General features: G+C 75.0%; 12 protein-coding genes and 1 riboswitch. Of the genes, 5 read left to right on the top strand and 7 right to left on the bottom strand.

Going from position 1 to position 13,225, the window contains the following annotated elements:
* Nucleotides 1-2,007 (bottom strand): hypothetical protein (locus AB0K09_RS20790; protein WP_366066862.1); only part of this gene is annotated, 2,007 nt, incomplete at its 3' end.
* A gap of 790 nt (nucleotides 2,008-2,797) precedes the next feature.
* Between AB0K09_RS20790 and AB0K09_RS20785 the strand changes: the two genes are divergently transcribed.
* A complete protein-coding gene (locus AB0K09_RS20785; protein ID WP_366066861.1) occupies nucleotides 2,798-3,748 on the top strand; it encodes a carbohydrate-binding protein in 951 nt (316 codons plus the stop codon).
* A 63-nt stretch (nucleotides 3,749-3,811) separates the two neighbouring features.
* On the opposite strand, the gene AB0K09_RS20780 is transcribed toward AB0K09_RS20785, so the two are convergent.
* Entirely contained in the window at nucleotides 3,812-4,735 is a 924-nt protein-coding gene (locus tag AB0K09_RS20780; protein WP_366066863.1) for an NADP-dependent oxidoreductase, read from the bottom strand.
* A 156-nt stretch (nucleotides 4,736-4,891) separates the two neighbouring features.
* A complete protein-coding gene (locus AB0K09_RS20775; RefSeq protein ID WP_366066860.1) occupies nucleotides 4,892-5,635 on the bottom strand; it encodes a 2OG-Fe dioxygenase family protein in 744 nt (247 codons plus the stop codon).
* A gap of 199 nt (nucleotides 5,636-5,834) precedes the next feature.
* Between AB0K09_RS20775 and AB0K09_RS20770 the strand changes: the two genes are divergently transcribed.
* Entirely contained in the window at nucleotides 5,835-6,461 is a 627-nt protein-coding gene (locus AB0K09_RS20770) for a DUF2334 domain-containing protein (protein WP_366066859.1), read from the top strand.
* 393 nt (nucleotides 6,462-6,854) lie between these two features.
* On the opposite strand, the gene AB0K09_RS20765 is transcribed toward AB0K09_RS20770, so the two are convergent.
* Entirely contained in the window at nucleotides 6,855-7,619 is a 765-nt protein-coding gene (locus AB0K09_RS20765; protein ID WP_366066858.1) for a CbtA family protein, read from the bottom strand.
* 23 nt (nucleotides 7,620-7,642) lie between these two features.
* Nucleotides 7,643-7,870 carry a CbtB domain-containing protein gene (locus AB0K09_RS20760; protein WP_366066857.1) on the bottom strand — a complete coding sequence of 76 codons (228 nt, stop codon included), beginning with the start codon at nucleotides 7,868-7,870 and terminating at the stop codon, nucleotides 7,643-7,645.
* A 62-nt stretch (nucleotides 7,871-7,932) separates the two neighbouring features.
* Nucleotides 7,933-8,022, bottom strand: a riboswitch (cobalamin riboswitch).
* 117 nt (nucleotides 8,023-8,139) lie between these two features.
* On the opposite strand from AB0K09_RS20760, the gene AB0K09_RS20755 reads away from it, so the two are divergent.
* From AB0K09_RS20755 to AB0K09_RS20745, 3 genes are all read left to right on the top strand, one after another.
* Nucleotides 8,140-8,706, top strand: coding sequence for a histidine phosphatase family protein (locus AB0K09_RS20755; RefSeq protein WP_366066856.1), 567 nt, complete (start codon nucleotides 8,140-8,142; stop codon nucleotides 8,704-8,706).
* A 129-nt stretch (nucleotides 8,707-8,835) separates the two neighbouring features.
* Nucleotides 8,836-10,173, top strand: a complete 1,338-nt coding sequence (locus tag AB0K09_RS20750; RefSeq protein WP_366066855.1) for a protein kinase — start codon at nucleotides 8,836-8,838, stop codon at nucleotides 10,171-10,173.
* Between the two features lie 49 nt (nucleotides 10,174-10,222).
* A complete protein-coding gene (locus AB0K09_RS20745) occupies nucleotides 10,223-11,533 on the top strand; it encodes a DUF6777 domain-containing protein (protein WP_366066854.1) in 1,311 nt (436 codons plus the stop codon).
* A 130-nt stretch (nucleotides 11,534-11,663) separates the two neighbouring features.
* Here the strand turns inward: AB0K09_RS20745 and AB0K09_RS20740 are convergent, their stop codons facing one another.
* Both AB0K09_RS20740 and AB0K09_RS20735 read right to left on the bottom strand, forming a co-directional pair.
* Nucleotides 11,664-11,978: a hypothetical protein gene (locus AB0K09_RS20740; RefSeq protein WP_366066853.1), complete on the bottom strand. Its 315-nt coding sequence runs from the start codon at nucleotides 11,976-11,978 to the stop codon at nucleotides 11,664-11,666.
* 53 nt (nucleotides 11,979-12,031) lie between these two features.
* The coding region (locus AB0K09_RS20735; RefSeq protein ID WP_366066852.1) for a cytochrome P450 at nucleotides 12,032-13,225 on the bottom strand (1,194 nt) is incomplete at its 5' end.

Raw genomic sequence — 13,225 nt, 5'->3', positions numbered from 1 at the left:
GTCGGCGGCGGGGGCGGCCCAGCCGGAGTGGGCGCCGGCGTAGGCGGTGCCGAAGGCGGTGCCGCTCTGCTGCACGGTGCCGTCGGGCAGCGTGGCGGGGACCTGGACGCCGGCCGGGGCGGTGACGGTGACGGCGGCGCCGATCCGGTAGGCCGTGACCTTGCCCGCGGAGAGGGCGGCGTTCCAGGCGGACCGCCGGCTCAGCTCCGTGCCGATGTCCTCCATCCGGAGGTTGACCAGCGGGGTGCTGGCCGCGTAGTAGCCGGCGTAGTCGGCGAGGACCTTCTCCAGGACGGTGTAGCCGATCCGTTCCTCGGAGAGGTTCGACTGGTGCATGAAGTGCGGCCGCGGGTCGTTGGCCAGGACGTGGCCGAGGGCGATGCGGGCCTCCAGCGGGGCGATGTAGGAGGCGAAGCCCGTGGTGACGTCGAGCGGGGCCTTCAGGCAGGTGGTCGTCTCGGGGTTCTTCTCGCAGGTGCCGCTGCCGCCGTCGGCCTTCTTGGTGTAGAGCCAGTTGTATTCGTCGGTCTGCTCGGCGGCGGTGCCGACGTTGTAGTAGACGTTCATGGGGTAGCGGGGCACGGTGAGCGCGGAGCCGACCGGGCGCTGCTGGGGCTCGCGGGAGGTGTCGCTGCCGATCCAGCCGACGCCGGAGAGGGCGAGGACGGGAGCGAGCTGGGGGTTGTCCTGCGGCTGCTGCGGCAGGGTCTTCAGCCCGGAGTGCTCGCCGGTGACGAGCTCCCTCCGGTCGACGCTCAGGCCCTGGCGGGCGGCCCAGTTGAGGTTCTCGTTGATCTGGTAGTTGATGGTCGCCCCGCTCACCCAGCGGGTGCCGCCGAAGAGGTCGGTGGCGCACTTCCAGGGCACGACGGTGGTGTTCTGCTCACAGCCCAGGAACGCGTGGGTGTAGGTGTGGTTGATCCAGCGGTAGGACTTCTGGTCGGCCAGGAGCTGCTGGAGCAGCGGGTCGGCGGCCCCGCCGTGGTCGGAGCGGTATTCCTCGCTGCCCACACCGTTGTAGGCGAGGTCGAGGGTGAGGCCGTGGCTCTCGGACCACTGCTTGGCGTAACGCGCGTCGGCGGCGGTCATGCGCAGGGCGGGCTGGCGGGACTCGGGGTTGCCGGGGCAGTCGACGTCGCCGGGGGTGCACTTGAGCTTGGTGTCCCAGCGGTCGTCGGAGGCGAAGACGTCGTCGACGTGCACCGCGAGGTAGTTGCGGTCGGCGCCCAGGTGCACGCCCCGGGTGAGCCACTCCACGATGCCGCGCGAGACGAGCCGGAACTGCGTCTGGTAGCGGTTGGCGACGAAGGTGACGACGAGTTCGCTACGGCCGTCGTGGTCGTACTGGCCGATCAGCGAGCCGCGCCCGCTGCCCGCGGGGACGGCCGTGTCGAGGAGGCTGGTGAAGGTGGCGCCGTCGGCCTGCCGTTCCAGCGGGACGGCCACATAGCCGTAACTCTCGTTGACCGATCCGTCGTTGTCCTCAAAAGGAACGTTTCCCTTGAGGTAGCCGAAGGGTCCGGTGGCGCCTGCCTGAGTGACCTGGGCGGTCCGGCCGTCCAGCGGGCCGGCGTAGCCGCCGTCCGCGGGGACGTTGAGCCCGACGGCGGGGCGGGCGTACGTGTAGGCGTCGACCTGGCGGATGCCGAAGCGCTTCTCGTAGTCGGCGAGGGCCGTCATCTCCGCGAGGGAGTCGAACGGGTTGTCGTTGGGCAGGATCACGCCCTGGAACTTCGCCCGGGGCCGGCCGTCGACGGTGTCGCTGAGGAACGCCGCGTCGACGCGCGGCCGTGCCGGGTCGCCGAGGGCGATCCTGGTGTAGGGCGTGCCGGCGGTGTCCAGCTCGGCACGTATCGCCTCGACGGAGGGCCCGCCGTCGTCGACCAGCAGCACCCGCAGATCGATGCGCGGTGTGGTGTCGGCGGCGTGGGCCCCGGTCGCCGGTAACGCCATCGCCAGCGGCAGGGCCACCGCCCAGGCCGCGAGCCGGCGCGTCGTTCTCCCCATGTGTGTCTACCCCCCACGACGGCGTGGCGCTGGGGTGCGCTGCCGTCCGTGACCTGCGCGCGGGCCGGTGACCGGTGTTCCGCGCATACGAATGGATCCCCAACTGACCGGTTCCGCCGGGTTCCCCATCCCGGCCGTGACCGTTCCTCCCCCTGCACGGAAGCGGGCGCCGATACCCCCGGATCCGGGCCGCTCGACCGTCAGCCCGGCCGTGCGACGACGACGCGGGCTCCGGGGCACGGGAGTGCCCCGGCCTCGAAGGACATCGCCGCCCTTCGACCGCTCAGCCATATAGTGCGCCATGGTCGACGGCCACGACGGGCGCACGGGGCAGGTGCCCTCCGCCGTTCACCGATCCTTGGCCGGAATCCACCCAACCGCCGACGACCCAGAGCCGTCCGCCGGTGCGCGCCAGCGCTTCCCGACCCCCCGGATGACCTGTGGCGACATTGGTATACAACACCTCTGGACTATCTTCCGGCCCATCACGACGCCTTCGCACATCGCGCCCCGTGACGCCGTCAGATCGGCCTGATGACGGCTGTCCGGTATGCCCGTTGCGCACCGCATGCGCATGGACCACTCCCGCCCGGCCGGCATCGCGCCTCCGTGGCGCCCGTTCCGCGGACGTCACCCTTCCCCGGCCCGGCGCATGGCGCGATCGCGACTGCCGGGTCACCTGGGACTGCTGAGTCCCTTGACGACCCGCGACTTGTCATGGACATTCCTCTCGCTGGTGCGGCAGCGCTCCTACCCCCCGCCGTCGAGACCGTCCGGTCTGGAGGAGTCCATGAAGAGAACGCGCACCTGTCTGCTCGCGGCGGTCCTCGCCGCGTCCGCCGCCCTGGGCGTCGCCCCCGCCGGGGCCCGGACCGGCCCGGCCGCCGAGCCCCGCCCCTTCTCCGCGGCCGGCGCCACCGGCACCCCCTCCCCGGACGCCCCGCACCGGGGCACGGTCACCGGGGCCCGAACCCCCGGGCACTCCCCCGGCCGGGACCGGGCGGTCCGGGCCTTCGCCGAGGGCCGGGCGGCCCGGCTGACCGACAGGCCCACGGGCGTTCCGGCCGACGCCGACCTCACCCACAACTGGTGGGGCGTCTTCCCCCGGCCGGGCACGCACGACGGCATCACCGCCACCCACAGCGTCGACCCGTCCTACAAGGTCTCCGACTCGGAGAACTTCACCTACGCGCCCACCACCAAGGCCCAGAAGTCGTGCATGGAGGTCGTCACGGCCTACTGGAACAGCGGGAACGAGATCTGGGCCTGGGACTGGTGCGGCTCCGGCGGCCCCGCCAGGACCGTCACCGTCGACGCCGGCTTCCTCGCCACGTACACCACCACCACGGGCGGGCGCCCCGCCTACAGCGTGCAGCTGGTCAAGGACGCCGGCTCCGGGAACCGCTGGTCCTCGTACCTCTACAACTACCGCACCGCCAGCTGGAACCTGCTCTTCCGGCAGTCCGGGAACGACCAGAGCGGTCTCGACCACGGCTGGGACATGTTCGAGATCTACGCGAGCGTGAACCCGGCGACAGGGGTCGGCTACTACTGCACCGAGGCACGGAACACCGTCTTCGACAGCAGCGCCGTCCAGCTGCGCAGCGGGGGCGCCTGGCGGCCCGCGGGCCCGTCCGACGCGCCGTGGACCGAGGACCGGCCCGACGGCCGGGAATTCCTCTGCCCGCCGCTGAGGTTCCTGGAGGCCGGCGCGAACGACCACTGGACCGTCCGCCAGTGACCGCGGGCGGTACCGCGCGGGCCGGCGCGGCGGCGCCGGTCCGTGCCCGGCCGGGTGCGGCGCTCAGCCGACCGTGAGCACGATCTTCCCGGCGAGGTGCCCGTGCTCGCTGGCCCGCTGGGCGTCGGCCGCCTCCGCCAGCGGGTAGACCCGGTGGATCGGCAGCCGCAGCGTGCCGGCCTCGTGCAGGGCCAGGGCCGCGGTGAGGGCCGGGACGGTCGGCGCGGCGCGCCCGCCGGAGCTGAAGTGCGCACCGCGCCGCCGGGCGCCCTCCGGGTCGGCGATGGTCACCACCCGCTCGGGACTCCCCGTCAGCTCTACGGAGACGGCGACCGCGTCCCCCTTGCCCGCCACGTCGAACGCCGCGTCCACACCGCCGGGCGCGGCGGCGCGGACCCGTTCGGCGAGCCCCTCGCCGTACGTCACCGGAACGGCGCCCAGCTCCCGCAGATAGCTGTGGTGGATCTCGCTCGCCGTCCCCACGACGTCCACGCCCCGGGCCACGGCGAACTGCACGGCCAGGGTCCCCACGCCGCCCGCCGCGCCGTGGACGACCAGCGTCTCGCCCTCGCGCAGTCCCAGCGCCGCCAGGCCGCGCCAGGCGGTCTCGGCCGCCACGGGGAGGGCCGCCGCCTCCTCCCAGGACAACGAGACGGGCTTGACCACCAGCCGCGCCGCCTCGGCCAGGGCCTGCTCGGCGTAGGCCCCGGTCGCGGTGGGGCCCAGGACGGCGTCCCCCGCCCGCACGCCGGTGACGTCCTCGCCGACCGCGTCGACCACGCCGGAGGCCTCCAGCCCGGGGACGTGGGGCAGCTCGACGGGGAAGAGCTCCCGCAGCGCACCGCTGCGGATCTTGTGGTCGAGGGCGTTGACGCCCGCCGAGCGCACCGCGATCCGCACCTGGCCCGGTCCGGGCACGGGCGGGTCGACGTGGACGAGCCGCAGGACGTCGGCGGGGCCGTGGGCGTCGAAGGAGATCGCCTTCATGGTCATGTGATCACGATCGTCGACGCGGCGGCATTCGTCGCCCCGGCATGCCGGACGGCCGCGCCGGGCCCACCCGGGGAGCGGCGCGTCCCGGGTACCGGCGGGCGCCGCCGGGCCCTGCCCGGCGGTATCCGGCGAAGAGCCGCCGGAAGTGGGTCAGCCCGCCTCGCGGAAGAAGTCGACCAGCAGCATGTCGCGCGTGCCGGTGCGGGCGCCGACGGCCGGGCGGACCGGCGAGACGCCGTGCAGGACCCGCCGGTCGTCGAGGACGATCGTCTCCAGCGGCGCGGTGAGACAGGTCCGGTAGAGGGGTTGCCGCCGCAGGTCGTACAGGCACGACTCGGCGCCCCGCACGTCCCGGCGGCCGATCAGGACCTGGGCGACGTACCAGTGTCCGTCCTGGTGGACGCCCTCGGGCGCCGGGTGGCCGTCGAGGCCCTCGCTGGCGGTGACCCGGATCTGGTGCACGCCACAGGTGTCGATGCCGGCCCGCGGGCCGGGGAGGTGGTCGCGCAGCGTGCGTATCACCGTGTGCAGGGCGGGGCCCGCCGCCACGGCACCGGCCAGTGGTGCGAACATGCGGTCGACACCGCCGTTCACCTTGTTGACGTCCTTGCCCTGGAAGAACGCGGTGTGCGGCAGCGGCTCCAACTCCTCGCCGCGCAGCCGGAACCGGCCGTACCGGCGGAACCGGTACGGGGTGGCGGTGCCCAGGTGCGCGTCGGCGGGCAGGTCGTTCCAGGACTCGGTGAACTCCGCGACCGCCTCCCCGGGCAGCCGGCCGAGTGCGCCGGCCAGCAGTTCGGGGCCGGTGTGGAGGAAGGGCGGCCGGTCTCCGGCGCGCTCGTCGCGGGAGGGTGTGCCGGGGCAGTCGGGCACGCTCAGTGGCACGTGGCTCATGTTGTCCTTGCCTTCGTACGGTCCTGGTTGTTTGGATCTTGGTCGAATCCTTGTGGGTACAGGTCGATTTTCGGTCGCGCGGGCGCCTCGCGGGTAAAAATGCTGCCATGGCGGCAGCGCCTTTCACCGTCCCCGGTTCCCTTCCCGGGCCCGCCGCACCGGTGTTCGTCGTCTCGCTCCACGACGTCGCCCCTGGGGTTTGGGGCCGTCCCGCCGCCGGCCAGCCGATCCGGACGCCCATGGCGTCCGGGCGACGCTGCCGCTCGTGCCGGGGCCGTGGCGCGGGGCACGGCTGCCCGACGACCCGGCGCTGGTGCGGTGGTTGCACGCCGCGCGGGAGCGCGGGCACGAGCTCGCGCTGCACGGGTACGCGCACGAGGGCGTGCCCGGCGGGCCGTTGCCGCGCCGGTGGGCCAACGCCGTGCCGGCCAGGGGCTGCGCGGAGTTCTGCGGGCTGGACGAGCCGGCGGCGTCCGCGCGGCTGCGCGCCGGGCCGGCGGCCCTGGCCTCGGCCGGCATCGGGCCCGAGGGATTCACGCCACCGGGGTGGCCGGCGTCGCCGGGGGCGGTGGCGGCCCTGCGTGGGCCGGGCCTGGAGTACACCACGAGCGTACGCGATCCGCGGACCGGGGCCCGGCAGCGGATGGTGGCGCTCTCCCATCGCCCCGGCGGGGCCGGGCGAACGGGCCGGCGCCCGGCTGATGCGGACGGCGGCCCGCCCGGTGGGCCCGGCGGGGCCGGCCGTTCCGCATCGCCCTGCACCCCGCCGAGCTGTCCCGGCCCGGGCTGCGCGCGCGTGCGCCGGAGGCCGTCGACGCCGCGCTGACGGCGGGGGCGCGTCCCCGGACGTACGCCGAGCTGGTGCGGTCGGCGCGGCGGGGCACGAGCGGGCGCTGGCGGTCCCGGGCCGCCGGTGGCGGTACCCCTCGCCTGTCCGGCGGATCGCGGTGACCGCGCCGGTTGCGGTGGGCGCACGGGCATCGCAGCGGCTCGACGCCGACGCGGCGGACGCTGCTTCTCCCGCCGCGACGGCGGACAACCACGACCGCAGCGACCGGCGGTGTCCGCATCGCCGAACAGGGCCTCGGGCCGCGAGTACATGCGGCCGGAGGGGCACGACACCGCGCCGCACCTCGCAGTCGGCCCCCTCGCGGCAAGCGGAACGGCCCGCCCAGGCGGTGCGTGGGCGGGCCGTGCGGTGGGAGTGTGTGGCGCCGCGTCAGCGGGCGGCCGTGGCCGCCCGCGTGTCCGCTTCGGTCCGCTTCTCGCGCGCCGGCCGGGGCGCGAGCACGCGCTCGGCCAGCTCGCCGAAGATGAGACCGAAACCGGCCCACAGCGTGCACTGCATGGCGAGCGCGGCGAGCCTGAACCTCCACAGCACCGTGGCCGGGAAGTCCTCGGGCACCTCGTCGACCGCGGGCAGGAAGAGGTACGCCAGGGTGACGGCCGCCACCAGCGCCGCCACCGCGGCCACGGTCGCGTACCACCCGCCGAGGCGCGGAGCGAGCCGCTTCCCGAGGATGACCGCGCCGACGCTCAGCAGGACGCTGAGCACGATCATCAGGAAGTAGAGCGTGGTCCGCTTGCCGATGGTGTCCGGTTCGCCGACGGACGGCGGATTGGCCGGGTACTTGAGGAAGGGCACGACGTAGACGGCCACCAGCGCGCCCAGCGAGACCAGGAGCGCGGTCGCGCGCGGACCGAACCGGCCGACGCGGCCCAGCGCCACGCAGTAGGCCAGGGCGGCGATGCCGCCCACGGCGACACCGTAGAGGAGCACACCGGTGGCGAGCCCGGCGGTGGACTGGAGCGTGCGGCTGACCAGTTCCTCGCCGTGCTCGTGGCTGTGGGCCTCCTCGAAGGCGATGGCGGCCTTCACATGGGGCTCACCCAGCAGGTAGGCCACGGCGAGGGCGAGGAGGCCGGCGGCGAGACCGGCCAGCATGCCGCGTACGAGCAGGGCCCGTACGGAAACGTGATTCACGGGACGCATCTCCTGCCGTGCCGTCAGTGGCAGGGGAAGCCGAGGAGGTGGCGTCCGTCGTGCACCCACTCGTGCACGCCCTCGCCGGAGATGACCGAGGTGGCGCCCTGCTCGGCGCCGATGAAGTAGAGCAGGACCAGCATCAGGATGCCGGCGAAGACCGCCCAGGGGGCTATGGCCTTCAGGGAGATGGGGGCGACGACCGGCGCGGCGGTGGCGGGGTCGGCGGCGGGCACGACGGACTGGGCCATGGCGGAAACCTCCTGCAGGGAAACACGCGTCCCGTTGTACGGATGGCGGACGACGATGCCGGGTCTGACTCTCCTGCCGCCGCCCCGACAGCCGCCGGGGCACACCTCAGGTTCACAGTGGCGCGACCGTGCCGGATTCTCACCGGACTTCCGTCACACCGTCGTCATGCATCCGGGACCGTACCGTAGGATTCGGCCATGGCGCTACGGCGTGGCGGTGCGCACACCCGGCGTACGCCGGCGCCGGCGCCCGTGGTGTGCTGGATTCCATGACCCTGCGTGTGATGCTGATCTCCCCCGCCGCCGGTCCGGCGCTGCGCGCGGCCCGCTTCGACGACGGCTCCCCGCTGGACGAACCGGGGATCCGGCGGGCCCGCGAGGCCGCGGGAAGCGTACCGCGCGCGGCGCGGGTGCTGACCGCGCCGTCGGCGCGGTGCCGGGGAACGGCGGAGGCCCTGGGTCTGGCCGCGGACGCGGCGGACGCGCCGGCGGACCTGGACGTCGGCCGCTGGCGCGGCCGTTCGCTGGAGGAGCTGACCGCCGGGGAGCCGGCGGCGGTGGCGGCGTGGCTGTCCGACCCCGGGGCCGCGCCGCACGGCGGGGAGTCGCTGCGCGATCTGCTCGCCCGGGTCGGCTCGTGGCTGGACGGGCTGCCGCCCGAGGAGGGCCGGGTGCTGGCGGTGGTGGAGCCCGCCGTCGTGCGCGCGGCCGCCGTGCACGCCCTGGGGCTGCCGCCCGAGGTCTTCTGGCGTCTGGACGTCCCCCCGCTCACCCTCACCGAGCTCACGGGGCGGTCCTCGCGCTGGAACCTGCGCTGCGGCCGCCCGCTGGCGTAGGGACGCCGGAACCCGGCCCGCCGCCCCCGGCCGGGAACGGGAACGGGGGCCGCGTCGTCCCAGCCAGTGTGGCCCGATTGCGCACGGCGCCGAGTGCCGTCCGCACCGGGAGGTCGGGGGGCGTGCGGGATGGAAACGGAGAGGCGAACTCCACTGCTGGCCGGGCGATATCGGCTCGTCGACCGGCTGGGCAGCGGCGGCATGGGCGTCGTGTGGCGGGCGATCGACGAGGTGCTCGACCGCGAGGTCGCGGCGAAGGAGGTCCGCGCGCCGGAGCATCTGCGCGAGGAGGACGTACGGGTCCTCTACGCGCGGTTGAAGCAGGAGGCCCGGGCGGCGGCCCGGGTCAGCCACCCCAATGTGATCACCGTGCACGACGTGGTGGAGCAGCACGGCCGGCCCTGGATCGTGATGGAGCTGGTGCGCGGCCGGTCGCTCGCGGACGTCCTGGAGACCGAGGGGGTGCTCTCGCAGAAGGAGACCGCCCGCGTGGGCGCGGCGGTGCTGCGCGGCCTGCGCGGCGCCCACGCGTCCGGAGTGCTGCACCGGGACGTCAAGCCGGCGAACGTCCTGCTGGCCGACGGCGGCCGGGTGGTGCTGACCGACTTCGGCATCGCGCTGGTCGAGGGCTCGGGGACCCTCACCCGGACCGGTGACCTGATCGGCTCGCCGGACTACCTGGCCCCGGAACGGGCCCTGGGTGAGCGCCCCGGGGCCGCCTCGGACCTGTGGTCCCTGGGCACGACGCTCTACGCCGCGGTGGAGGGCGTCTCGCCCTTCCGGCGCACCTCGGCACTGAGCACCCTGCAGGCGGTGGTGCAGGACGACCCGCCGCCGCCCCGGCGGGCCGGGCCGCTGACGCCGCTCCTGGAAGGGCTGCTGCGCAAGGACCCGCGGGAGCGGATGGGTTCGGCGGAGGCGCTGGAGCTGCTGGACGGCGTGGCGACCGGCCGCATCACCGAGGCACCCGGCCCCGCGCCGACGCCGGCGCCGGGGGGATACGTGCCGACGGCCCCCGCATGGACGCCGCACATCGCGGCCTCGGCGTCCCCGGCATCCCCGGCGACGCCGTACACGCCGTCCGCCCAGCCGACGCCGTCCCCCCGGCCGACGCCGACGGAACCCGCGACGCCGGCGGGACCTGCGGGGCCGGGGCGCGGGCCCGGGCCGGCCCGGCGGAGGGCGATGTGGGTGCTGGTTCCCGTCCTGGCCCTGTTGCTGATCGCCGGGGGGATCGCGGCCGCGGTGTACGGCCTGCGGGAGAGCGGCAGCGGGCAGGCACCGGGCCCCTCGGAGAGCGTGTCGGCGCCCGCCACGCAGACGGACGAGCCGACGGACGGCCCGAGCCCGGGCACGGACCCGACGGGGTACGGGGAGAGCACACCGACTCCCACGGCCGAGGAGACACCGAGTCCGACCCCGGAGCCGACCGGCACGTGCAAGGGCGGCTGGGTCACCTCCTGCTGACACACGGACGTACGGACGAAGCAGCTACCCAACGAATCGGGGGTGTGTGGTGCGGCTGAATCCTGTCGCGCGTCTCGCCGTGTGGGCGAGCGCGACCGCGATGCTCGGCGCGGCGGTCCTGACGGGCTGCTCGTCGGGCGACGACACGGAAGGAAAACCCGGGAAGAAGACCGCGAGCATCGCTCTGGAACCGGCGGGGGTCGTCGCCCCCGGCGCGTTCGTCAGCGCTCCGGCGACGGACCTCCAGGGCGTGCGGCCCGTGTCCCGGTCCGGCGGCCAGGTGGCGGGGGACTCCCGGGGCGCGTTCGGGGGCACGCACGGGGCGACCCGGTGCGACAAGGCACGGCTCGTCTCCGAGATCACGGCGGACCGCCTCAAGGCTGGGGCCTGGGCCAAGGCACGCGGCATCGCGGTCGGCGACATCGCCCGGCACATCGACGGGCTCACCGAGGCGGCCCTGGTGCGCGACACCCTCGTCGAGAACCACAACTACCAGGGCGAGGGCCGGATCACCGCCTATCTGTCGGTACTCCAGGTGGGCGTGACGGTCCTCGTGGACGGGTACGGGCAGCCCGCGGTCAAGTGCAACTGCGGCAATCCGCTGGGCGAGCCGGACACCACCATCGACACCGCCGGCTCGACCTACAACGGGCGGCGCTGGGACGGCTTCAGCAGCACCGCGGTGGCCGTCATCACGCCGCGCCCCGAGGAGAAGGGCCGCATGGACCGGATACCCCTCGTGGACCCCTACCACCCGGACAAGGGCTTCGACCGGCAGACCGGGAGCGACGGGTCGAAGGACACCAGCGTGGTCCCGGTGAGGATCCCGACCGGGGGGCCGTCCTCGACCGCCCCGCCTTCCGGAACCCCGTCCGGCACTCCTTCGGGCCCGGCCTCGGGGTCGGCCTCGGGTTCGGCCTCGGCGGGCAGCGGTTCGCCGTCGTCCCCGGGATCCCTTCCGGGGTCGTCCGGTCCGGCGTCGGGCGCTTCGGCGGGAGCGTCGGGCTCGGGGGCCGGGGCCTCCTCGGGCACGGCCGGATCCTCGGCCGGCTCGTCGCCGGGTTCCTCGTCGGGTTCCTCGTCGGGGTCGTCCGCGGGGTCCTCCCATGCCTCCTCGCCCTCGTCCGGGGGGACGGGGTCCGGTGGTTCGGGCGGCTCGCGCTCGAAGGAACCGACCGGCGGCACGCACGCCACCGGGGGCCGGGAGACCGCCCGCGTCGAGCCCACGCGGCCCGTCGCCCCGGCGACTCCGCCCCGGCAGTCGTACGGGGCCGGGACCACGGCGGGTACGGGCGGGAGCGGCGCGCGGAACTCGCAGGCCGCTACGGCCGGCGGGCACGCCACCGGCACCGAACGCTGAACGTTCCCCCGGAGCCGGCCGGGAGCCTCCCACCACCCCCGTCGGCGGGAGACTCCCGGCCCTCCTGGTTCTCGACTCCAGCGAATCGCACCGGGATACACAACCGATGAACGAACGCTGCACATTCCCCTCAAGGACCGGAAGAATCCGGGAGGATGACATCGGGCCACTCGCCGAAACGCCACAAATGGGTGATGGCGCGGGCGACGGCCCGTGAGAACTCGTCGGTGACGCCGCCGGGATCGCCCCCGGCGGCGGCCACGTCGTCCAGGAAACGCCCCACCGCCGCGCGTCCCAGCCGGCCGACGACGGTGTCGTGATGGAGCCGGACCTTGCCGGTGGCCCGCAGTTCCCGCTCGTCCCATCCCGTCAGCCGTGCGGAAAGGGCGACGAATCCCGGATACTCGCCGGAGGTGTCCCCGGACCCGGTATGCCGTGAATCCATCCTCATCCCCCCGTTGACGGGCTTCTACGGTTCTACCGGACTTCTCCCCGCCCTCACCAGGTGACCGGAAGCCGCTCCGGGCCGCGCACCGGTGTGCCGTCGCGCCACCGGACGGGCTCCGGCGGCCCGGCCGCGCGCAGCGCGGGAAAGCGCCGGAGCAGGACGGCGAGAACGGTCCGGGCCACCAGCCGGACCAGGCCCGCACCGGGGCAGCGGTGCGCGCCGTGCCCGAAGGAGAGCTGGGGCGGGCCCTCGCGGGCCAGGTCGAGTTCGCGGGGGCGGTCGAACGCGGCGGGGTCGTGGTTGGCCACCGAGTACGCGAGGTGGACGGTCGCGCCCGCCGGAACGCGGGTGCCGCCGATGTCCAAGTCCTCGGTGGCGGCCCGGACGGCGCCGGGGCCGTCGGCGTGCGGGAGCCGGCGCAGCAACTCCTCGACGGCGAGGGTCAGCAGTGCGGGCCGGGCGCGCAGCCGGGCCAGCTGCTCCGGGTGGGTGAGCAGCAGGTGGAGCATGGCGCCGGTGCCGTCGCGCAGGGCGTGGGCGGTGCCGCTGTGGATCCGGACGGCGAGGGAGACGGCCTCCTCCGTGCCCAGCTCGCCCTGGACGGTGGCCTCGGCGAGTTCGCCCGCCAGGTCGTCGCGGGGTTCGGCGCAGCGGCGCTGGAGGAGTGCGGTGAGGTAGTCGCGCAGTTCGGCCCCGGTGTGCTCGCGGTGGTCGCGGCCGGTCCACTCGGCCACGCGGCGGCGGTCCCGCTCGGGCACGCCCATCAGTTCGCAGGCCACCGTGAGCGCCAGCGGTTCGAGGAGGCGTGCCATCAGATCGGCGGGGCGGCCGTGTCGCTCCAGCTCGTCGGCCAGGGCGTCGGCGGCCCTCAGGGCGCGGGTGCGCAGCCGGTCGCGACCGTGGGAGGCGCCTGCCGCCGTGCCGGCCCCGGACATGGCCTGGCGCACCCGGCCGAGCGCGAGGGCGGCAGCGGGTCCTGCGGGCCGGCCGAGCGGGATGTGCGGGAGGGGCCGCGGGGGTGACGGGCCGTCCGGGGCCTGCCGGGTGCACCGCGGGTCGGACGTGACGCGGACGACGTCGTGGTAGCGGGTGACGAGCCAGGCGTCCCCCGCGTCCCCCGTTCCCGGGCCGGACGGCCGGACGCGTGCGGGCGGTCCGGGCTCCGGCGGCTCGGCCGGCCGGTCGCCGGCCGGCCCGCAGCGCGCGGACGGCTGTTCCGACACGGATTCGATCGTCGTCATAGG

Source organism: Streptomyces sp. NPDC049577, assembly GCF_040675635.1.
Classification (GTDB): domain Bacteria; phylum Actinomycetota; class Actinomycetes; order Streptomycetales; family Streptomycetaceae; genus Streptomyces.
The sequence above is the reverse complement of the archived record's forward strand: the minus strand, read 5'-3'. Positions and strand labels throughout refer to the sequence as shown.

What these genes read in the sequence shown, in the direction of transcription:
- AB0K09_RS20760 (WP_366066857.1), bottom strand. Translation starts at nt 7,870, where the DNA reads ATGGCCCAGTCCGTCGTGCCCGCCGCCGACCCCGCCACCGCCGCGCCG.
- AB0K09_RS20785 (WP_366066861.1), top strand. Translation starts at nt 2,798, where the DNA reads ATGAAGAGAACGCGCACCTGTCTGCTCGCGGCGGTCCTCGCCGCGTCC.
- AB0K09_RS20780 (WP_366066863.1), bottom strand. Translation starts at nt 4,735, where the DNA reads ATGAAGGCGATCTCCTTCGACGCCCACGGCCCCGCCGACGTCCTGCGG.
- AB0K09_RS20740 (WP_366066853.1), bottom strand. Translation starts at nt 11,978, where the DNA reads ATGGATTCACGGCATACCGGGTCCGGGGACACCTCCGGCGAGTATCCG.
- AB0K09_RS20775 (WP_366066860.1), bottom strand. Translation starts at nt 5,635, where the DNA reads ATGAGCCACGTGCCACTGAGCGTGCCCGACTGCCCCGGCACACCCTCC.
- AB0K09_RS20755 (WP_366066856.1), top strand. Translation starts at nt 8,140, where the DNA reads ATGACCCTGCGTGTGATGCTGATCTCCCCCGCCGCCGGTCCGGCGCTG.
- AB0K09_RS20750 (WP_366066855.1), top strand. Translation starts at nt 8,836, where the DNA reads ATGGAAACGGAGAGGCGAACTCCACTGCTGGCCGGGCGATATCGGCTC.